Genomic DNA, 20,565 nt, shown 5'->3' with positions numbered 1-20,565 from the left:
ATCATGACGGAAACTGTGACAAAGAAAATCCCTACGATCAATGCGGTTGAAGGATTTGACCCGGCGGAATTTACACGGCAACTGCCCAACGAAGATGGCAGCACAAGCCTTTATCTGGACGTGAAATACAGACTTCTGTGGTTCCGGCTACACCGGCCCCAGGGCAAGATCGTACCGGACATCGTCCATGTTGACGAGAAGTCGGCTGTTGTGAGCTGCAAGCTGTACGAGGATAAAGCGGACGCCGCCGACCAATTCCTGGCGCAGGCCTCAGCTCAGAGATTCTGCTCTGAAGAGAAGTACGGCGACCGCTATCTGGAGATCGCAGAAACGGCGGCAATTGGACGCGTGCTGGCGGCTGCCGGTTATGGCACACAATTCTGCGGCAATACGGATATGCTGTCCGGCATTATCGCAGATGCACCCATTGAAATGATGGATGCGGAAGAGGATGTGCCGGCGACTCAGATCAGCAGTAGTACAATGCCCCAGCCGGCGCCCGCTTCGGTAACCCCGAGTCCTAAGCCGATTCCCACTACACAACCGCCCCAGCAGACTACGCCCATGTCTTTGGATGACTATCTGAACACCATGACGCTGGAGGATGCCAAGGCAGTGAAAGTGGATTGTGGCTATAATGCCGGAAAGACGCTGGGCGAGGTGGCGATGCGGAAACCAAGTGATCTGGATTGGTATGTTCAGAAGTACAATGGGCGAAATCTGGCGCTGAAGGCCGCTGCGATCCTTCTGGTCAATGCGGCAGCCCAGAGAGCCAGCTAAGGATGCAGCCCGTGAGAAGAGGTGATGCTATATGGGTGTTTCCAATCATCTGCCATGCAATATTGAAGATGTGGTAGACTTGCTCAGCATTCCCGTTGTTCGCAGTTCCGGGACACAACTGCATTGCAGATGTCCGTTCTGTGATGACCGGAAGGCGCACCTCAATATCAATCTGAGCAAAAATGTGTTTCGCTGCAATCGCTGTGGAACGGGCGGCGGTGTACTGCACCTCTACGCTGAAGTGAATAACATCTCAATAAACACAGCGTATGAGGAACTGTGCCGGATTTTCCAGTCGGGAGAAAAGGCGCCGGAGCATCCAGTCCGCAAGGCCCAGACGAAGGTAAAGCAGAGTAAACCGGCCCTTGAACTGGCCTCCGTTGAAGCCCGGGACAATACCTACAGCAACTTGCTCTCCATGCTTTCCCTGGGCACTGCTCACCGGGAAGCCCTTTTGGGACGAGGGCTCTCTGGCAGCGAAATCATACGGCTTGGTTATAAAACTACGCCGGCTGTCAGATCTGCTAAAATCGTGACGGAGTTGCTGGAGCGTGGATGTGACTTGAAAGGTGTGCCTGGTTTCTATGTGGATGAAGAGACCGGACAGTGGAAACTGGATATTCGAGCCACCGGTATTATGGTTCCGGACAGGAACTGCGAAGGTCAGATTGAGGCTATCCAAATCAGGTTGGACAAGGATACTCATTCCAAGTTCAACACACTGACCAGTGTGGACAAGTATTATGGGGCAACGGCTTCGTGCTGTCCACATTTTGCTGGTGTAACCGGTGAGGAAGATGCCGTCTATCTGACGGAGGGCGTGATGAAGGCCGACATTGCTCGATACTTTTCCACAGTTCTGGGCCATCCCTGTGCATTCGTTGGGTTAACCGGTGTCTCAAATATCAATCAGTATGTGCGAATGCTTGAGGAATTGAAGCGCTTTGGGATCAATACCATCAAAGTTGCCTTCGATATGGATCTCCATGTGAATGAAAATGTTCGTAAAGCTCGTGATCGAGTGATCCAGGTCGGATGCGAAAATGGATTCGAGGTTATCCCAAAACGCTGGAGCTCGAACTATAAGGGCATTGATGATCTGCTGCTCTCCTTTATTGAGCGCCGGCGGATCACAGATTCGATTTTTGGAAGGTTATAAGCAAAGGGGACTGTGTATGGAGACATACGCAGCCCCCTTTCTTACCGTATGAGTGGAGGAATTTAACAATGGAAGAGTTGAAAATCTTTTTTTCTGATTTGAATGAGGAGACACAGCAGCGTGTCCTGAAATTCTACGGCATTGCTGATCCCAAAGAGGGCAATTTCGATTCGGATATTGTCCCGCTGTTTATCCTGGAATGCCCTGAGGAGGGAATGTGATATGGGATACAGAAGCAACTTCTTGCTGACGGCAAAACCGATGACGGAAGATCTCTATCAGAGAATCAGCGATGAACTGAAACAGTATGTTCCGTACATCATGTGTGAGTGCATGGAAGACGGGGCTGGGGTTTGGCTGAATGAGGACGATACATGGTATAGCTGCCAGAGTGATATGATTCAGCTCTCCAAAGACTTCCCTGACACTTTTTTTGAACTGTCTGTCGAAGGTGAAAATCACAACGATGACTGGAGAGCCTATTTTTCCGATGGTAAGTATCAGGTAAACGATGCTCTGTGGCTGTTCTGGCCATTTATCCCAAGCGAACTGCGCGAGGATCACTCGGACGAGGACGCTTTGGACTATGCCGGTTGTGTCAGGCTTGAGCATCTGAAAGTGACAAGGGCAGCAATTTATCATAGCCTCCGAATACTCTTAGCAAAAGACGAAAAGGACTTTCCATGGAATGAAGATTTGATCCAGGCAGCTGAGGCTATGTGCAGAGAATTCCTTACATCAAAAGGTTTTGCAGTTCCAGCGGCTGAGCAGCCTGATGGCAAGCAGGAAAAAGACGGAGGAAACGATGATGAACGAGAAAAAACATGAACGTTTTATCCGCATTGTTGAGCGGCGTATGGATGTCCTGATCAACGATTTTGAGAAGTTGGGAAACTGCGCTTCCAAGGTGTCGTATGACTATACTGAAGAAGAGGTTACGCGTATTGTGGAGGAGCTGGAACGGCAGGTTGCGTTGCTGCGTGAACGCTTTGCCGGAAAGAAGAGCTTTACTCTTTCAGTGGATGCCAATACACCCGAGCAATAGAAAATTGTACAGAGGCAATTCCAATAATCTGACCAATTGCCCAAGCATTATTGTAAAAGACAAAGACGCCTGTGCTGAGCATAGGCGTCTTTCATTTTGGGCCAAAGTATAGGTGAGCACCAGAATTACAATGAAAAGGCCGAAGAAAGGGGCAAGGTTCGGTTCACTTTTTCTCCATTTATATAAAGGGATATTTTATGCTCAGTCAGGAGGTGTTTCTCTTGGAACTCTACTCGCGCAGTCAGGCCGCTGCCATGTTGGGAATCACAGTACGGAAACTGGATATGCTCCGCGCCAATAGACTGATTGGCTATTACCAGCCATACCCTGGAGGGAAGGTACAGTTTTCGCAGGCTCACATTGAGAAGTATCTCCAGCGGATTGAAAAGCCACCCAGGGCAATAACAAAATCCAAATAATAATCACAACAACCATTTCCAAAGGTACTATCGACTGGATAATCTCATGTTTACAAAATGTTCTCATTCATACTATCGGAATAGTGTTGACAGCGTGAAACTATTGTGATAGTATTATAGCGTAAACTATTGCAATAGTTCGAAGAAAGGATTTGATGATATGGCAATTAAGCTCTTTGATTCCGAGCTAAAAGTCATGGATGTGCTATGGAAAGAAGGTGACAAGACCGCAAAGCAAATTTCTGATATCCTCAAAGAGGAAATCGGCTGGAACATGAACACCACCTACACCGTGATTAAAAAGTGCATCGCGAAAGGTGCCATTGAGCGTAGCGAACCAAACTTCATGTGCCATGCGCTGATTACAAAAGAGGTTGTGCAAGAAGCGGAGGCAGAGGAGCTGATCGGCAAGTTGTTTGACGGCTCCCCCGACAAGCTGTTTGCCGCCTTGCTGGACAATCAAAAGTTATCCAGGGAGCAAATTGAAAATCTGCGCCGGATGGTGGCTGAATTGGAATAGGAGGTAACACATGAGCCTATTTCAAATGAGTGTGGCCGGAGGTGTGCTGATCTTACTCATTGTGGTTATCCGCGCATTGGCGATCCAGCGTTTGCCTAAAACAACTTTTTTAGCGTTGTGGATGATCGCGGCTCTACGCTTGCTCCTGCCATTCTCCATCCCGCTGCCTTTCAACATCCATATCGGCCTTGATGTTTTTTCAGATGTGGTTCAAGAATTACCCTCTGGAAATATCGCTTCTACTTTACCGGGGGATAGTCCGCCGTCTTATGATATAGGTACGGCTGTTCCAAGTCCTGCAACAGAACACATTTCTACCTTTGAGATACTCTGGTTGGTTGGCGTGCTGCTGTTGGCAATCTACTTTTCCATATCCTATTATCGGAGTATGCGGAAGTTCAGAATGTCTATCCCCGACAACACGCCGTATATCCAAAATTGGTTGACCGCACACCAAATTTCCAGACCCCTTGCGGTGCGGAGCTCCGATTTGATTTCCTCTCCGCTGACCTATGGCATCCTGCATCCGGTGATCCTCTTGCCCAAAAAACTTGATCGGAATGACCAGGTTGCATTGAAGTATGTGCTGACCCATGAATATGTCCACATTCGGCGCTTTGACGCAATCACAAAAATTCTCTTTGCTGCTGTACTCTGCATCCATTGGTTTAATCCGTTGGTTTGGGTCATGTATGTTCTCGCCAACCGGGATATAGAGTTGTCGTGTGATGCCTGGGTTATCCGAATGATGGGTGAAAAAAATCGTTCCTCCTATGCGCTGATGTTAATTAAAATGGAGGAAAAGAGAAGCGGTATGTCCGCTTTATACAGCCATTTTGGCAAAAATGCAATTTCAGAAAGGATTGAAGCAATTATGAAATTCAAAAAGACATCTATTTTGGCGTGTACTTTGGCACTTGCCTTGATTGCTGGTGCAACAACGGCATTTGCCGCAACAAATTCCGATGCTACTGCCGACACTTCTAAGGAGAAATTGTTCGGCCAGTTGTCTGCTACCGATGATAATGTAAAGAGTGATGGAACGGTCGCTGTTCAAAAAGTAGATCAAAGTCCGTTTGCCGAGGTAGACCAGGAAAGCAACAATTCCGGCAATGATGCAACTGCGGAACAAGATGGGATTGCTAATTTCCCCACACAAGGCACAAAAACCTCGATTGCCGCCAAGTCGTCTATCTACTACAATTTCGGTACAGGAGCAAACAATACCTTCTATGAAGCTGATACTGTAATTGAGTTTTCCATTCAGTGTGTTTATGCGGACATTCCAGTTCAAGTTAGCTTGGTTACTGCTGATAAAACAGAGGTAATTTCATCTCAGGTAGTTGAGAGCAATGAGGTGACACCCATTTCCTTTACAATTCCAGAAGATGGTGATTATTTAATCTGCATTACAAACGAGAGTGCATCAAGAACGCAAGAATATAGTCATATGATCGCGCGATAAAGCGAAACACGGGATAATAAAAAACCGTTGTTTCGGCGGCCGGTCATCTGTGTGCCCAGACATAATACAGTAACCTGACGGCGGTTTTGAGAAATCAAGGCCGCCGTTTTCTTTTTGAAAAATGAGAATACGGGGATGTATTAAAGTTGCCTTTTTTCAGGATATGGCGGTGTCCGGGAGGTATCTCTTACTCCCTTTCCATTTTGTTATATTGATATAAAACTTTTGCACCACGTTAGTTTCTTGCAGAACACAGTCAAGCAAGTTACTCCATCACGGACAAGAGATCCAGCAAAGCAAGATTATTCGCAGTAATGTATATCAAAACGGAAATTTAATACCATTTTAAGGATATTCCTGTAACCTCTTTTGTAACCTCAAACGAGGAAATTAAGTTTTGTAACCTCTAAATAACCCTATATATTGTGTCTAAAATTAGTCTAACAGACTATATGTAGTACCGTATTGCAACGACGGAATGCGAATGACAAAAAACAAGTTTAGAACAATTACATAAAAAAATCCCGGAAAACCGAAGTTTTCCGGGAAGATTTGAAACATTTTAGCGCTTGGAGAACTGGGGAGCACGCCGCGCGGCTTTCAGGCCGTACTTCTTGCGCTCCTTCATACGAGGATCGCGGGTCAGGAAGCCGGCAGCCTTCAGGGCGGCACGGTACTCGGGGTTGACCTGCAGCAGGGCACGGGCGATGCCGTGACGGATGGCGCCGGCCTGGCCGGTCACGCCGCCGCCGGTCACGGTGGCCTCAATGTCCACCTTGCCCAGGGTGTCGGTGGTAGCCAGAGGCTGACGCACGATCAGCTTCAGGGTCTCCAGGCCGAAGTAGTCGTCGATGTCCCGGCCGTTGATGGTGATAGCGCCGGTACCATTGGGGAACAGATGCACACGGGCCACGGAGGACTTGCGGCGGCCGGTGCCATACAGATAAGGCTTCTTGCTCTTATACATTCTCTTGTACCTCCTGCTTAGTTCGCGGCCCAGGCTTCGGGCTTCTGGGCGGTGTGAGGATGCTCAGCGCCGCGGTAGATGTGCAGGCGGGACAGAGAATCCTTGGTGATGATGTTGCGGGGCATCATGCCGCGGACGGCCACACGCATGGCCAGCTCGGGCTTCTGCTGCATCAGCAGGCGGTAGGGAGTTTCCTTCAGGCCGCCCACCCAGCCGGAGTGGGTGCGGTAATACTTCTGCTCCAGCTTCTTGCCGGTCAGAACGGCCTTCTCAGCGTTGACGATCACGACGTAGTCGCCGCAGTCGGCGTGGGGCGTGTACTCAGGCTTGTGCTTGCCCCGCAGCAGAGTGGCGGCGGCGGCGGCAGTCTTGCCCAGGGGCTTACCAGCCGCATCGAGGATATACCACTTGCGGACGATGTTCCCCTTGTTGGCCATAAAAGTGGACATGGTGAAACCTCCAATTTGTTGATATCTAAAAAATATGTCTAAACAGAATACAGGCCCCAATCTTTACGATTGGAGCGTTTTGTATTATAATACCGTAGTTCCAAAGTGTCAACACGTTTTCTGATTTTTTTAAATTATAATTTGCTTTCCTCTTGTTTTCTCGCTCATACTCTTCTGATCTCTCGTTTTCTCCATTTCAATTTTCAATTTTTTCGAGGTGCTTATGAACAAGATCCTGAGCTATGTCCGCCGCTGCGTGGAGGACTACGATATGATCCAGGCCGGTGACCGGGTGGCGGTGGGGGTATCCGGCGGGAAGGATTCCCTGGTGCTCCTCACCGCCCTGGCCCGCCTGCGGGAGTTCTACCCCAAGCCTTTCACCGTGGAGGCCTATACCCTGGACATGGGCCATGTGGATGGGGGCGTGGGGATGGACTTTGCCCCTGTGGCGGAGTACTGCAAGGAGATCGACGTGCCCTTCACCCTCCTCCCTTCTGAGATCCACCACATCATCTTCGACCTGCGAAAGGAGAAGAACCCCTGCTCCATGTGCGCCAAGATGCGCCGGGGGGCCCTCCACAACGCCATCAAGGAGCACGGCATCAACAAGATCGCCCTGGGCCACCACTTCGACGACGCGGTGGAGACCTTCTTTCTCTCCCTGTTCTACGAGGGGCGGCTGAGCTGCTTCCAGCCGGTGACCTGGCTGGACCGGATGGGCATCAGCCAGATCCGTCCCCTGCTCTACTGCGGGGAGGGGCTCATCCGCAACGCCGCCGAGCGCAACCACCTGCCGGTGGTGTTCAACCCCTGCCCCGCCGACGGCTACACCAAGCGGCAGGAGGTCAAGGAGCTCATCAAAACCCTGGACAAGCAGTATCCCGGCCTGAAAAGCCGGGTATTCGGCGCCATGCAGGGCCTGCCCCTCCCCGCCTGGGGCCCGGTGGAGCACCGCCGGGTGCCCCCGCCGGAGGAGCCCTGAGCAAAGTCCCCGGAACGGGTCTTTTCCCGTTCCGGGGACTTTTGTTTTCCAGCGTTCCCCTCTTGACCAGTACGTTTGTTCGATATATAATATTCGTACAACAGTTCGAAAAAGGAGGGAGCACTGTGGAGCTGCTGGACAAGCTGACCATTCTGGCGGACGCCGCCAAGTACGACGCCGCCTGTACCTCCAGCGGAGTGGATCGTGGCGGCGGCCGGGGCGGGCTGGGCAGCACCATGGCCGCCGGGTGCTGTCACTCCTTCTCCGCCGACGGCCGGTGCATCTCCTTATTAAAGGTCCTGATGACCAACCGCTGCATCTACGACTGCCAGTACTGCGTCAACCGCCGGTCCAACGACCTGCCCCGCACCGCCTTCACCCCCTGGGAGCTGGCGGAGCTCACCATCGGCTTTTACCGGCGCAACTACATTGAGGGGCTGTTCCTCTCCTCCGCCGTGTGGGGCAGCCCCGACCGCACCACCGAGGCCATGATCCAGGCCCTCCGGCTGCTGCGGGAAGAGTACGGCTTTCACGGCTACATCCACGCCAAGGCCATCCCCGGCGCCGACCCGGGGCTCACCCGGCAGCTGGGGCTGCTGGCCGACCGCCTGAGCGTCAACATCGAGCTGCCCAGCGAGGACAGCCTCCACAAGCTGTGTCCGGACAAGCAGAAAAAGGCCATTCTGGCCCCCATGGCCCAGATCCGGGACAGCATCCAGGTGTCCAGGGGGGAGCTGGCCAAATACAAACACGCCCCCCGGTTTGCCCCGGCAGGCCAGTCCACCCAGATGATCATCGGGGCCACCCCGGAGAGCGACCGGCACATTCTCACTCTCACCCAGGCGCTGTACGACAAGTACAAGCTCAAGCGGGTGTTCTACTCGGCCTACATGCCGGTATCGGACAGCTCCCTCCTCCCCGCCCGTCAGGATTTCAAGCCCCCCCTGCTGCGGGAGCACCGGCTGTATCAGGCCGACTGGCTGCTGCGGTTCTACCACTTCCGGGCGGAGGAGCTGCTGGACGAAAACCAGCCCAACTTCAACCCTCTGGTGGACCCCAAGTGCTCCTGGGCTCTGGGGCATATGGAGTTCTTCCCGGTGGAGGTCAACCGGGCGGATTACGAAGCCTTGCTGCGGGTGCCCGGCATTGGGGTGGTATCGGCCAAGCGGATCCTCACCGCCCGGCGGTGCGGCCCCCTCACCTTCGCCGGCCTGAAAAAGCTGGGGGTGGTGCTGAAGCGGGCCCAGTATTTCCTCACCTGCTCGGGGAAGATGCTGGAGGGGCTGCGGGTCAACCCGGACGGGGTGCTCCGCCACCTGGTAGCCCAGGAGCGGCCCATGCTGGCCCAGGGGGCACCGGAGCAGCTGTCCCTGTTTGAACAGACGGGATAAAAGCCGGGCGCACAGTGTGCGTCCCTACGGCCAGTTGGCTGGAAAGGAAGCGCTTATGGACTGGACCCAGGTGGCCTACCACTACGACGGCAGCTTTGCCGGTTTTTTGTGCTGCGTGTTTGAGGCCTACCTCCACAAAGAGGCACCTGCCTGCTTTCTGGACCCGGAGGATGACCGGCTCTCCCTGTGGCCGGAGCGGCAGGTGGCCACCGATGAGGGCCACGCCAAACGGGTCTACCAGTCTCTGGACAGAAAGATCGGCGTACAGGGGCGGCAGCTGGTGGTCCACGGCTTCCTCACCTGCCTGCCGGAGAAGGAGCTTGCCCTGTGGGAGTTCCTGCGGCTGGGCTACCAGCGGGGGCCGGGGGTGGTGCGGGATCTCACCGACGACCGGGTGAATACCGTCACAAAGGCCGTGCAGCACCTCACCGGGGAGGCCCATCTGCTGAAGGGCTTTACCCGGTTCTCGGAGCAGGATGGGCTGCTCATCGGGGAGATCGAGCCCAAAAACCGGGTGCTTCCCCTGCTGCGGCCCCACTTCTGCACCCGGTATAGCCGGGAATCCTTCGTGCTGTACGACCGCACCCACAAGGAGGCGCTGTTTTACAAGCCGGGCAAGTGGGCTATCGTCCCCCTGACGGAGTTTCACCTGGACCGGCCGGGACAGGAAGAGCTGGATTACCGCCGGCTGTGGCGGCGGTTTTACGACACCATCGCCATCGAGGGGCGCTACAACCCCAAGTGCCGCATGACCCACATGCCCAAGCGGTACTGGGGTACCATGACGGAATTTCAGACGGAACAGGAGGGCCTGCCGTCCTAGTACAAAGGCCCGCCCCGCGCTGCGCGCGGGGCGGGCCTTGTTGTCAATTCAGGTGACCAGAGAGTACCCGGTGGGCGCCCGAAAATAGGTCTGCATGGGCACGTGAACAGGTTCGCCCTTGAAATCCCGGTCAAACCAGCGGGGCACGGGCCGCTCCGCCTCAATGGCCTGGAAAAAGGCGGTGATCTGTTCCGCCGTCTCAGGAACGGCGTTTTCCAGCAGCCGGTCCAGGTCGGCGTTGCTCTCTACCGCAGAGGGGTGGGGCTTGCGCTTCAGCGCCACGCCCTTAGCGGAGCGAATGGGCAGCGCATGGCTCACCGCGCCGATGACCTTGCCTGCTGCCCGGCCGTTAGAGCGGGCCAAAATGTTCAGGTACAGATGCATGGAGCGGCAGGCCCAGTGCATCTGACGGGGAGAGGCATGGTAATAGGCTCTGGACGCGGCATCCCACACCTGGGAACGGCGGCCGGGAATGCGGGGCAGATAGGCCTTCTCAAAGCCGTCCAGGCCGTCGTTTTCAATGAGCATCCGGTCGTACTCCCCCTCCATGGCCATGTGGGAGATAGGGCCATCCACGGCCCGCTGATTCACATAGCCGTGGCAGGCGCTGTCCAGGGCCAGGTGGCACAGAAAGCCCGCCCCGTAGCCCACCGACATGGGCACTTCATCCTCGATGGCCTGACGCAGCCGCTCCACCGCCGGCAGGGCGGAATTGCGGTGCATCCTGACCCCTTCCCGCCGGACGGCGTTGGGGCGGATGGGTTGATAGAAAAACAGTGGATCCGGACCCAGGCAACCCAGGTCAAAGGCTTCCCGCTCCTGCTCGATGGTCTGTGCCAGCTCCACCGGCAGATCCGCCAGTACTTTGTTGCCAAACTTCAGGTGTGCATAGTAATTCGGCATAATCGGCTCGAGTTCCTCCTTAAGTATCCGAAGAAAACAATCCCAACTCTTATATTATACCACGTTGCTGGGAAAAATGGAATGAAAAAAGGCGCGCCGGAACAGAAATTCCGGCGCGTCCTTATGTATCGGGCTCAGCCGCCCAGGTAGGCCTTCTTGACTGCCTCGTCGGCCAGCAGCTCCTTACCGGGGCCGGAGAGGGTGATCCGCCCGGTCTCCAGCACGTAGCCACGGTCGGCCACGCTGAGGGCCATCTGGGCGTTCTGCTCCACCAGCAGAATGGTGGTGCCCATCTTGTGGAGCTGTTTGATAATATCAAAGATCTGCTCCACCAGAATGGGGGCCAGGCCCATGGAGGGCTCATCCAGCATCAGCAGCTTGGGGTTGGACATGAGGGCACGGCCCATGGCCAGCATCTGCTGCTCGCCGCCGGACAGCGTGCCTGCCACCTGCTTCCGGCGCTCCTTCAGGCGGGGGAACTGAGCGTACACCTTTTCCAGGTTGGGGGCGATGGTGGAAGGGGGCTGGGTAAAGCCGCCCATCTCCAGGTTCTCCTCCACCGTCATCTGGAGAAATACCCGCCGGCCCTCAGGCACCTGGGCCAGTCCGTGGGCCACCAGCTTGTCGGCAGGCACACTGCCGATATCCTTGCCCATGAACTCGATGGAGCCGGTGCGGGAGCGGAGCAGGCCGGAGATGGTCTGCAGAGTGGTGGACTTGCCGGCGCCGTTGGCGCCGATGAGGGTGACGATCTCGCCGTCGTTGACCTCAAAGGACACATCCTTGATGGCGTGGATGGCGCCGTAGTACACGTTGATGTTATTGACCTTCAGCATGGCGTCAGCCCTCCTTCTTCTGGCTGCCCAGGTAGGCCTCCACCACCTTGGGGTTGGCCTGGATCTCGGCGGGGGTGCCCTTGGCGATGATCTGACCGAAGTTGAGCACGCAGATACCCTCGCAGATGCCCATAACCAGGTTCATATCATGCTCGATAAGCATGATGGCGATCTGGAAGGTGTCCCGGATCTTCAGGATGTTCTCCATCAGGTCGGCGGTCTCGGAGGGGTTCATACCTGCCGCCGGCTCATCCAGCAGCAGCAGGGAGGGGTTGGTGGCCAGGGCCCGGATGATCTCCAGCCGGCGCTGAGCGCCGTAGGGCAGGGAGCCGGCCTGGTGGTTGGCCAGGTCCTCCATGTCGAAGATGTGGAGCAGCTCCATGGCACTGTCATGGGCCAGCTTCTCCTTCTTCCAGTAGCTGGGCAGACGGAGCACGCCGCTCCACATGGGATAGCGGATCTGGTTGTGGAGGCCGATCTTCACGTTGTCCTCCACAGTCAACTTGTCGAACAGCCGGATATTCTGGAAGGTACGGGCGATGCCCGCCTTGTTTACCTGCACGGTGTTCATGCCGTGGGTGTCCTTGCCGTCCAGCAGGATGGTGCCCCGGGTGGGCTGGTACACCTTGGTCAGCAGGTTGAATACTGTGGTCTTGCCCGCGCCGTTAGGGCCGATCAGGCCGGCAATCTCGGTGCGGCCCACGGTCAGGTTGAACTCGTTGACGGCGGTCAGGCCGCCGAAGTCGATGCCCAGGTGCTGGCACTCCAGAATGGGGGGCTTATCCACGTCCCGCTCGGGGACGATGGAATGGCTGGGCACGGGCACCATTTTGGTGGGCTGCTTGTTTTTCAGCCGCTCGTTCACTGTACCGCGCCTCCCTTCTGCGCTTCTTCCTTCTTTGCCCTCCGTCCGGCAAAGGTAAACACGCTTTTCAGCATGGGGTTGTTGGTGACCAGCATCACCAGGATCAGGACGATGGCGTATACCAGCATCCGGTACTCATCCAGGTTGAAGTTGCGCAGCAGCTCGGGCAGGTAGGTCAGGAAGGCGGCGGCAATGATGGAACCGCGGATGTTGCCGATGCCGCCCAGCACCACGAACACCAGGATGAGGATGGAGGTGTTGAAGTCGAACTTCTTGGGAGCCATGGAGGAGTAGTTCATGGCGTACAGCACGCCGGCGGCGCCCGCCAGCACGGCAGAGGTGACGAAGGCCATCAGCTTGTACTTGGTGGCCCCGATGCCCACGCTCTCGGCGGCGATGCGGTTGTCCCGCAGGGCCATGATGGCCCGGCCGGAGCGGCTGTTGATCAGGTTGAGCGCAATGGTGAGGGTAATGAGGATCAGAATAAAGCCGGCGGTAAAGGAGGCCATCTTCACGTTGGTGGTAAAGCCCATGGGCCCCTTCAGGATGGACTTGCCGCCCTCGGCCAGGTTCAGGGCCATCTCGTTCTGCAGGGAGAAGTGGAGGCCGTTCTCATCCACACCCACATAGAGCACGTTGAAGATGTTGCGGATGATCTCGCCGAAAGCCAGGGTGACGATGGCCAGGTAGTCGCCCCGGAGGCGGAGCACCGGCACACCCACGATGACGCCGGCCACACCGGCCAGCACCGCGCCCACCACCATGGCGATGGCCAGCCGGAGGGCGTCGTTGGGGATGGAATCCTGGAGAGAGAGGGCAGTCACCACGCCGGAGAAGGCGCCCACGCTCATGAATCCGGCGTGGCCCAGGCTCAGCTCACCGGAAATGCCCACCACCAGGTTCAGAGCGATGGCCATAACCACATAGGCGCAGATGGGCACCAGCTGGCCCTGGATGGAAGGGGACAGCAGGCCGCCGGCGTTGCAAACCTGGAGGATAATGAAGGCAGCAATGACGATGCCGTAGGTAATGCAGTTATTGACCAGCCGCTTGCGGCCGGGAGAAAGCTTTTTCATATCCGCCACCTCACACTTTCTCGCGGATGGTCTTGCCCAGCAGGCCCGCGGGCTTGACCAGCAGCACGATGATCAGTACGGCAAAGACCACCGCATCGGAGATGTTGGTGTTGATCACCTTGGCAAAGGTCTCGATAATGCCCAGCAGGATGCCGCCCAGCATGGCGCCGGGGATGGAGCCGATGCCGCCGAACACGGCGGCGGTAAAGGCCTTGATGCCGGGCATGGAGCCGCTGGTGGGGATCAGGTTCTTGTAGCTGGAGAAGAGCAGGGCGCTGGCGATGGCCGCCAGGGCGGAGCCGATGGCAAAGGTCATGGAGATCGTGCGGTTGACGTTGATACCCATGAGCTGGGCCGCCGCCTTATCCTCGGAGCAGGCCCGCATGGCCTTGCCCATCTTGGTCTTGGTGGTGAACCAGGTCAGGGCCAGCATAATGACGATGCAGGCCAGCACGGTGACCAGGGACACATAGGTGATGTTCACCCCGGGAATGGGCAGGGAGCCCTCAGGAATAACGGAGGTAAACACCTTGGGATCGGCGCCCCACAGCAGCAGGGCGGCGTTCTGTAAAAAGTAGCTGACGCCGATGGCGGTGATCAGCACCGCCAGGGAGGACGCCTGCCGCAGGGGTTTGTAGGCCAGGCCTTCGATGACCACACCCAGCACAGTACACACCACCACGGCCAGCACAATACCTACGATTGGATTCAGCCCAAAGCTGCCGGTGGCAAAGAAAATCACATAGGCGCCCACCATAATAATGTCGCCGTGGGCAAAGTTCAGCATCTTGGCAATGCCGTATACCATGGTGTAACCCAGGGCGATGATGGCGTAGACGCTGCCCAGACTGATGCCGGTGATCAGATTGTTGAGGAAGCTCAAACCATTCACCTCTCTATATACTCTCAAACAAATACTCTGTATGGCAGAAACATCAGCGGCCCGGACGGGCTGCGGATGTGTCCGCCATACAAACGGATAACATGGGGAAAAGCGGGCTGCCGGGCGCGCCGGCAACCCGCTTTCACTCCTTATGTCAGCGGAACTGAATAAACTTACTGGGTCACGTACTGGCCGCCCTCGACCTTAACAACAACAGGGGCCTTGGAGACCTCGCCGTTGGTGGACCAGGTCATGCCGGTACCGGTCAGGCCGTCCACGCTGAAGTCGGCGGAGGTGAACTGGGCGATCAGGGCCTCGCAGATGTCCTGCGCGCTCATGTCGGCGGTGATGCCGGCGGCGGTGCAGGCCTCATAGATGGCGTACATGCAGTCGTAGCCGTCAGCGGCGAACTGGTTGGGAATGCCGCCGTAAGCTTCCTGATACTCGGTCACGAAGTTGACGGTGCGCTCATCCTCGCCCCAGGCGTTGAAGGGGGTCATCAGCATCAGGCCCTCGGCCAGGCTCACGTCGAAGCCCTCCAGGTCCAGGATGCCGTCCATGCCGTCGCAGCCGAAGAAGGTGGGCTCATAGCCCATGGTCTTGGCCTGAGACAGGATCAGGGAAGCGGGGGTGTAGTAGATGGGCATGAACACCAGATCGGCACCGGCGTCCTTGGCGGCGGTCAGCTGCACGTTGAAGTCGGTGTTGCTGTCGTCGGGGAAGGTCTGGACGGTGACGATCTCCAGGCCGATCTCTTCGGCGGTGGCCTGGAAGGCATTGTAGATGCCGGTGGAATAGGCGTCGCCGTTGTTGTAGATCACGGCCACCTTGGTGCCCAGGTTATTGTCCTTGATGTAGTTGGCGGCGGTGCTGCCCTGGTTGGGGTCGGTGAAGCACACCTGGAACACGTTGTCCTTGCCCTCGGTCACGGTGGTGGAGGAGGCGGAAGGAGTCAGCTGGAAGTAGCGGGCGTTGTAGGTCTCGGCAGCCACAGCCACGCAGGGGTTGGTGGTGGTGCAGCCGTAGATGATCTGAGCGCCGTCGCCGATCAGCTTGTTATAGGCGTTGACGGCCTTCTCGGTATCGCCCTCATCGTCCTGGAAGTCCAGGGAGAACTGCAGGCCGCCCAGAGCGTTGATCTCTTCCAGGGCAACCTCGGCGCCCTGCTTGGTGGCCAGGCCGTACACAGCAGCGGAGCCGGTCAGGGGGCCGATGCCGCCGATCTTGATGGTACCGGTAGTATCACCGGTGGAACCGGTCTCACCGGCGGGAGTCTCACCGCCAGCAGCGGGGGTATTGGCGGAACCCTGGTCATTGCTGCCGCAGCCGGCCAGCATGGAAACGCACAGAGCACCCGCCAGCGCAAGAGACAGGATGCGAAGCTTTTTCATTGTATCTTCCTCCTTTTAGAAGTTGTTGACAATTATATTCGTAACGTCGGAAATTGTCAACCTCCAAACTGCACAATGGCCGCCGGAGCCCGGCGGCCATTGTTGGAACTATGAACAAAATATGAATACAGGGCACTTTTTCTACACGATCAGCCCGCCATTGGGGGCCAAAACCTGACCGGTTATGAACTTCGCGCCAGGGGAAGCCAGATACCACAGGGCCTCTGCCACATCCTCCGGCCGGCCGATGGTACCCAGCGGGGTCTCTTCTGCCAGGGCGGCCAGGTCCTCCGGCCCCAAATTGGCGTTCATCTCCGTGTCGATGACCCCGGGAGACACACAGTTCACCGTAATGCCGGAGGGTCCCAGCTCCTTGGCCAAAGCCTTTGTCATGCCAATGACTGCGGCCTTTGCGGCGGAATAGGCCACTTCACAGGAGCCTCCCACCTGTCCCCACATAGAGGACACCGTCAGGATCCGCCCCTCCTTCCGGTGAATGAATTGGGGCAGGGCCGCCCGTATGGTGTAGAACATCCCATCTACGTTGACGGCAAACATCCGCCGCCAGTCCTGGTCGGTCAAATCGCCAAATAATTTCTGCTGGGCAATCCCTGCGTTGCATATCAGAATGTCAAGTTGACAAAAATTCTCCAACACATTGTCAACCATTTCCTTGACCTGCTCCGGGTCGGACACGTCGGCCTGTACCGCCCAGCCGCCGATCTCAGCCGCAAGGGCCTCCGCCCGCTCCTGAGAGCGGCAGTAATTGATGATCACCTGGTCGCCGCCGGCAGCGAACCGCCGGGCCGCCGCCGCCCCGATCCCCCGGCTGCCGCCGGTAATGAGGACCACACGCTTGGTCATCTTATACTCCTTTCAGCCAGTCCACGCACAGGCCGTGCCAGGCCGCCGCGTGGGCATTGTAGTGTGCTTCGTCCCGGGCACTCTCCCGGTCTGCCAGCCCCATGGCGTGGGGGCCCCGTGCGAAGAGATGGAGTTCCGTCGGCACCCCCGCTTTTCTCAGGGCGGCGGCATAGTCCAGGGTGTTCTGCACCGGCACCGTGGCGTCCTCTCCCGTAGCCCACAGGAAGGCGGGCGGGTGCTCTCCCCTCACCCGCCGGTCCAGCCGCAGCTCCTCTTCCCCACCCAGTGGGGAGATATAGCGCATTTCGTTTACCACCGGATAGCCCAGAATGGCGGCATCCGGCCGCGCCTGCTCCGGGGTCAGGCCAAGCCGCTCTGCCAGCAGGGGATGGTCCCACAGACAGGACAGACAGGCCGCCAGGTGCCCGCCGGCGGAAAAGCCGCACACCGCCACCCGGTCGGGCCGGAGGCCAAACTGCTCCGCGTGGGCCCGGATCCAGGCCAGAGCCGCCGCTCCCTCCAGAAACTGCTGAGGCCAGCCCTGGGGCAGCAGGCTGTAGGACAGCACAAAGGCCTGTATCCCTGCCGCCAGAAACGCCAGTGCCACCGGCTCGCGCTCCGCCGGGGCAATACGCTCATATCCGCCGCCGGGGAGAATGAGCACCCCCCATCGCTGTCCGTCGTCGGCCAGCAGGCCGGTACGTTCCCGGCAATAGACCTCCAGCTCCGCCCCGCTGTCCACCAGCGACTGGTGAAGCTGCCGGGCGCCTACCCTAAAATACCCCATTTCGATCCTCCTGAACGCCGGTATTCTGACCTGAGTATAACAGTCCTGCTTTATTTTGAAAAGGGAAAATAAAAAACTATTGACAGATCCCCTCTTTCCAGGTATAATAATCTACGCTGTCTGGACGATTAGCTCAGCTGGTAGAGCATCCGCTTGACGTGCGGGAGGTCACAGGTTCAAGTCCTGTATCGTCCACCAGAAAAACCGCTGTTTTTGAGAGAAAATAGCGGTTTTTTGTTACTTTTTTATTCATTTTCTTCCTCACGCTATTTTGCCAAATTGTTTTTGACCACATAACAGCCACAGACAGGAAAAATCGCCGCCCTCCGGAAGTGCTTTTCCGGAGGGCGGTTTTCTGTTCTCAGCAGGCTTTTCCCTTGGCCCGAAGGGGCTCCAGCTCCTTTTTCATCTCCTTAATCAGCTCTGCCAGCTTCTGCTCACATTCTTCCTCCGTGGATGCGTAAACATTTCGGGCAATGCGCTTGCCGTTGACCTTTGGGGAGTACCGCCCCTCCCAGAGGTGGTCGCCCAGCTGGGTCATGCACCCGGTTCCCGGCTTGCGGTACTTCCCTTTTACCGCCCGGAAGGGCGTGGGTGTCGATTCCTTTTTCCATGTGGGTTTTGAGGGCGGCTCCACACCGGCGATTCCCCGATCGATCCGGTCGGCGGCCTTTTGCCGCATCTCGTCCGTCACATGGGTATAGACATTTAGGGTCGTGGCGCTGGACACATGGCCGATGATGGCGGACAGTGTCTTGATGTCCATGCCATGCTCCAGGGCGTTGGTGGCAAAGGTATGGCGGAGATCATGAAAGCGGACACGCTTGCAGCCCGCCCGTTCCAGGACAGCGGCCAGTTTCTTCCGCACCGCCGCCGGATCCAAGGGAGAATCCGCTTTCTTTGGCGAGGGGAACATCCACCGAGAGATACAGGTTTTCCGATACTGTTTCAGCACTTTCAGAAGCGGTGCGGGCAGGATGACACTCCGGCTGGATGTTCTGGTTTTGGGCTCGGAGACCACCAGTTCTCCTCTGATCCGCTGTACCTGCCGTTCCACCCTGAGCGCTCCGGTCTGAAAGTCCAGGTCATCCCATTGCAGGGCCAGGATTTCGCCCCGCCGCAGGCCGGTGGAGAGCTCCAGCAGAAGAAGTTCATAGCATCCGTCCTCTTTGGCCTGAATCAGCAGCCGCTGGATTTCTTCTCCGGTCAGTACAGACATTTCTCTGGGATGGGTGGCTGGCGCTTTGCAGTTTGCAGCTGGGTTTTTCAGAATCAACCCATCCGCCACCGCCTTGTCCAGCGCCATGCGGCAGGCCACATGACAGCTTTTCACCATACGGTCGGACAGGCCAGGGCCGTATTGCTCCGCCCGCAGAAGCCGCCCGCCCTGCTTCAGGCGGTGGTAAAACTGCTGGAGGTCGCTTTGGGTAAGCTGAGAAAGAGGGGTGTGTCCCAGCTCCGGGATGATGTGCTGATAGATCCGGTTTTCATAGTCCGCCTGGGTCTTGGGCTTGATGGCCGGTTTGCAGTACGTCTGATACCAGCGGTCCATCCATATTCCGAAGGTCACTTCTCCCCTGGGGCGCTCCAGCTCTAAGCCTTTGAGGCTCTCTTTCAGCGCTTTTAGCTTTGCCGCACACTCTCCTTTTGTCTTTGCCAACACATTTTTGGTTTTCGGTCGGCCCTTCTCGTCATGGCCCACCACATACCGCCCCTCCCAGCGGCCGTCCTTTCTCAGGTGGAGACTGCCATCTCCCCGTTTTCGTTTCTTTGCCACGGTTCCAACTCCTCTCCCAATAGTTCGGTCAGAAAGCCGCCTACGATCTCAGCGGCGCCGCGCTGCATGTCCCCAGTCACATGCGTATAGGTATCCAGGGTAAAGCTGGCCTTGGTATGCCCCAGGATTCCAGAGAGCGTTTTTGCGTCCACCCCGCTGGTCAGGGCATGGGTGGCAAACGTGTGGCGCAGATCATGAAACCGAAGGTCAGGCAGTCCAGCCTCATCCAGTAAACTTTTTAACCTCCGGTAGGCGCTGCCCGGGCTGACCGGCCGCTCCGGGCAGAGAGGATTGGGAAAGACCCACTCCGTCAGTGCGGACTTTTTTCGCTCCCTCAGAAGCTGGGCTGTGCTGGACGGAAGCAGGATTGTCCGGGTTCCTGCATAGGTCTTTGTGCTTCCCGCCTCCACTCCGCCGCCCTTCCTGGCATGGATGGTACGGCATGCTTTTAACGTCCCGGCCTCTTCATCAAAGTCTGACCACTTGAGGCCGCACAGTTCGCCCCGCCGCAGTCCGGTAGTCAGTTCGGTGAGGAAGAAGTCCCGCCAGATCCAATCCTTTTGGATTGCTGCCTTGAATGTGTCCAACTGAGCGTTATTGAGAATCCCCTTTGCCCTGTTGACCACCTTAGGCGGTGTCGCTCCATCGGCAGGGTTGGCTGGAAGCAATCCCTCCTCTGCGGCCGTTCTCAGGGCGTGATGCAGGGTGGTGTGAATCCCGTGGACAGTTGTCGGGCTCAGGCCAAAGCCTGAGGCTTTCTTCCTCACCACTCGTCCGCGCTCCAGAAGCGCTTGATAGAGTTCACTCAAATCTGCCGGAGTAATTTTGAGCAGCGGCTTTCCTCCCAGATAGGGTTTGACATGATTGTTCAGATCCCTCCGGTACCCATCCAGGGTACTCTCCCGAACCGTTCCTGTCATGTACGTATCCAGCCACTTGTCTAGCCACTGGGATAAGGTCATTTTGCTCTCCTCGGTCAGATCCACGCCCTGATAGGCGTTGATATTCTGCCGGAGCTTGGCAGTCAGTTCCTTTTGGGTGTCGGCATAGATGTAGCGGAAGATGGAGTCGCCGTTTTCCTTATGCCCGATGACGATGCGGCCCTCCCAGCGGCCGTCTTCCCTCTTCCGCACCATGCCGTCTCCGGATGGCCGTCTCTTTGCCATTTTGCTTCACCCCCAAA

The 20,565-nt window shown here is 56.9% G+C and carries 22 protein-coding genes and 1 tRNA gene; 11 read left to right on the top strand and 12 right to left on the bottom strand.

Annotation, left to right across the window (positions count from 1 at the left end):
- The first annotated feature begins 3 nt into the window (after window positions 1-3).
- From E0E41_RS12670 to E0E41_RS12645, 7 genes are all read left to right on the top strand, one after another.
- Window positions 4-780, top strand: a complete 777-nt coding sequence (locus tag E0E41_RS12670; RefSeq protein WP_033117907.1) for a hypothetical protein — start codon at window positions 4-6, stop codon at window positions 778-780.
- A 31-nt stretch (window positions 781-811) separates the two neighbouring features.
- A complete protein-coding gene (locus E0E41_RS12665; protein ID WP_033117906.1) occupies window positions 812-1,939 on the top strand; it encodes a CHC2 zinc finger domain-containing protein in 1,128 nt (375 codons plus the stop codon).
- Window positions 1,940-2,007: 68 nt separating this feature from the next.
- Window positions 2,008-2,160, top strand: coding sequence for a hypothetical protein (locus E0E41_RS18545; protein ID WP_156113767.1), 153 nt, complete (start codon window positions 2,008-2,010; stop codon window positions 2,158-2,160).
- Between the two features lies 1 nt (window position 2,161).
- Window positions 2,162-2,767: a hypothetical protein gene (locus tag E0E41_RS12660; protein ID WP_052082701.1), complete on the top strand. Its 606-nt coding sequence runs from the start codon at window positions 2,162-2,164 to the stop codon at window positions 2,765-2,767.
- Complete coding sequence (locus tag E0E41_RS12655; RefSeq protein ID WP_052082700.1) at window positions 2,748-2,984, top strand: hypothetical protein; 237 nt, start codon at window positions 2,748-2,750, stop codon at window positions 2,982-2,984. The genes E0E41_RS12660 and E0E41_RS12655 overlap by 20 nt, the downstream gene beginning before the upstream one ends.
- A 579-nt stretch (window positions 2,985-3,563) precedes the next feature.
- Complete coding sequence (locus E0E41_RS12650) at window positions 3,564-3,923, top strand: BlaI/MecI/CopY family transcriptional regulator (protein ID WP_130870228.1); 360 nt, start codon at window positions 3,564-3,566, stop codon at window positions 3,921-3,923.
- Window positions 3,924-3,933: 10 nt separating this feature from the next.
- A complete protein-coding gene (locus E0E41_RS12645; RefSeq protein ID WP_130870227.1) occupies window positions 3,934-5,388 on the top strand; it encodes a M56 family metallopeptidase in 1,455 nt (484 codons plus the stop codon).
- 562 nt (window positions 5,389-5,950) lie between these two features.
- On the opposite strand, the gene rpsI is transcribed toward E0E41_RS12645, so the two are convergent.
- Together rpsI and rplM are read right to left on the bottom strand one after the other, a co-directional pair.
- Complete coding sequence (rpsI, locus tag E0E41_RS12640; protein WP_087346450.1) at window positions 5,951-6,355, bottom strand: 30S ribosomal protein S9; 405 nt, start codon at window positions 6,353-6,355, stop codon at window positions 5,951-5,953.
- Between the two features lie 17 nt (window positions 6,356-6,372).
- Entirely contained in the window at window positions 6,373-6,804 is a 432-nt protein-coding gene (rplM, locus tag E0E41_RS12635) for a 50S ribosomal protein L13 (protein ID WP_130870226.1), read from the bottom strand.
- A gap of 223 nt (window positions 6,805-7,027) precedes the next feature.
- On the opposite strand from rplM, the gene E0E41_RS12630 reads away from it, so the two are divergent.
- The 3 genes from E0E41_RS12630 to E0E41_RS12620 all read left to right on the top strand — a co-directional run bounded on the left by E0E41_RS12630 (window position 7,028) and on the right by E0E41_RS12620 (window position 10,000).
- Window positions 7,028-7,786, top strand: a complete 759-nt coding sequence (locus tag E0E41_RS12630; RefSeq protein WP_130870225.1) for a tRNA lysidine(34) synthetase — start codon at window positions 7,028-7,030, stop codon at window positions 7,784-7,786.
- A 125-nt stretch (window positions 7,787-7,911) separates the two neighbouring features.
- Window positions 7,912-9,177, top strand: coding sequence for a putative DNA modification/repair radical SAM protein (locus E0E41_RS12625; RefSeq protein ID WP_130870224.1), 1,266 nt, complete (start codon window positions 7,912-7,914; stop codon window positions 9,175-9,177).
- Window positions 9,178-9,232: 55 nt separating this feature from the next.
- Window positions 9,233-10,000: a TIGR03915 family putative DNA repair protein gene (locus E0E41_RS12620; RefSeq protein ID WP_130870223.1), complete on the top strand. Its 768-nt coding sequence runs from the start codon at window positions 9,233-9,235 to the stop codon at window positions 9,998-10,000.
- Window positions 10,001-10,048: 48 nt separating this feature from the next.
- Here E0E41_RS12620 and E0E41_RS12615 read toward each other — a convergent pair whose 3' ends face one another.
- The 8 genes from E0E41_RS12615 to E0E41_RS12580 form a co-directional block, all read right to left on the bottom strand.
- Entirely contained in the window at window positions 10,049-10,903 is an 855-nt protein-coding gene (locus tag E0E41_RS12615; protein WP_242623775.1) for a zinc dependent phospholipase C family protein, read from the bottom strand.
- 134 nt (window positions 10,904-11,037) lie between these two features.
- Complete coding sequence (locus tag E0E41_RS12610; protein WP_130870222.1) at window positions 11,038-11,739, bottom strand: ABC transporter ATP-binding protein; 702 nt, start codon at window positions 11,737-11,739, stop codon at window positions 11,038-11,040.
- Window positions 11,740-11,743: 4 nt separating this feature from the next.
- Window positions 11,744-12,568 (bottom strand): ABC transporter ATP-binding protein, encoded by an 825-nt coding sequence (locus tag E0E41_RS12605; protein WP_130870846.1) that lies wholly within the window; start codon window positions 12,566-12,568, stop codon window positions 11,744-11,746.
- A gap of 32 nt (window positions 12,569-12,600) precedes the next feature.
- Window positions 12,601-13,680 (bottom strand): branched-chain amino acid ABC transporter permease, encoded by a 1,080-nt coding sequence (locus E0E41_RS12600; protein WP_130870221.1) that lies wholly within the window; start codon window positions 13,678-13,680, stop codon window positions 12,601-12,603.
- 10 nt (window positions 13,681-13,690) lie between these two features.
- Window positions 13,691-14,563, bottom strand: a complete 873-nt coding sequence (locus E0E41_RS12595) for a branched-chain amino acid ABC transporter permease (RefSeq protein WP_130870220.1) — start codon at window positions 14,561-14,563, stop codon at window positions 13,691-13,693.
- Between the two features lie 173 nt (window positions 14,564-14,736).
- Entirely contained in the window at window positions 14,737-15,954 is a 1,218-nt protein-coding gene (locus E0E41_RS12590; RefSeq protein WP_130870219.1) for an ABC transporter substrate-binding protein, read from the bottom strand.
- 141 nt (window positions 15,955-16,095) lie between these two features.
- Window positions 16,096-16,818: an elongation factor P 5-aminopentanone reductase gene (ymfI, locus tag E0E41_RS12585; protein WP_130870218.1), complete on the bottom strand. Its 723-nt coding sequence runs from the start codon at window positions 16,816-16,818 to the stop codon at window positions 16,096-16,098.
- A gap of 1 nt (window position 16,819) precedes the next feature.
- Window positions 16,820-17,605 (bottom strand): alpha/beta hydrolase, encoded by a 786-nt coding sequence (locus tag E0E41_RS12580; protein WP_130870217.1) that lies wholly within the window; start codon window positions 17,603-17,605, stop codon window positions 16,820-16,822.
- Window positions 17,606-17,727: 122 nt separating this feature from the next.
- Here E0E41_RS12580 and E0E41_RS12575 point away from each other — a divergent pair.
- Window positions 17,728-17,803, top strand: a tRNA-Val gene (locus E0E41_RS12575).
- A 163-nt stretch (window positions 17,804-17,966) separates the two neighbouring features.
- Here E0E41_RS12575 and E0E41_RS12570 read toward each other — a convergent pair.
- Both E0E41_RS12570 and E0E41_RS12565 read right to left on the bottom strand, forming a co-directional pair.
- Entirely contained in the window at window positions 17,967-19,382 is a 1,416-nt protein-coding gene (locus tag E0E41_RS12570) for a tyrosine-type recombinase/integrase (protein ID WP_130870216.1), read from the bottom strand.
- Entirely contained in the window at window positions 19,340-20,548 is a 1,209-nt protein-coding gene (locus E0E41_RS12565; protein WP_130870215.1) for a tyrosine-type recombinase/integrase, read from the bottom strand. The genes E0E41_RS12570 and E0E41_RS12565 overlap by 43 nt, the downstream gene beginning before the upstream one ends.
- Window positions 20,549-20,565: the final 17 nt, after the last annotated feature.

Origin of the sequence: Intestinimonas massiliensis (ex Afouda et al. 2020) (genome assembly GCF_900626285.1) — a bacterium.
GTDB lineage: Bacteria > Bacillota > Clostridia > Oscillospirales > Oscillospiraceae > Flavonifractor > Flavonifractor massiliensis_A.
This window is presented reverse-complemented; position numbering and strand designations above follow the sequence as displayed.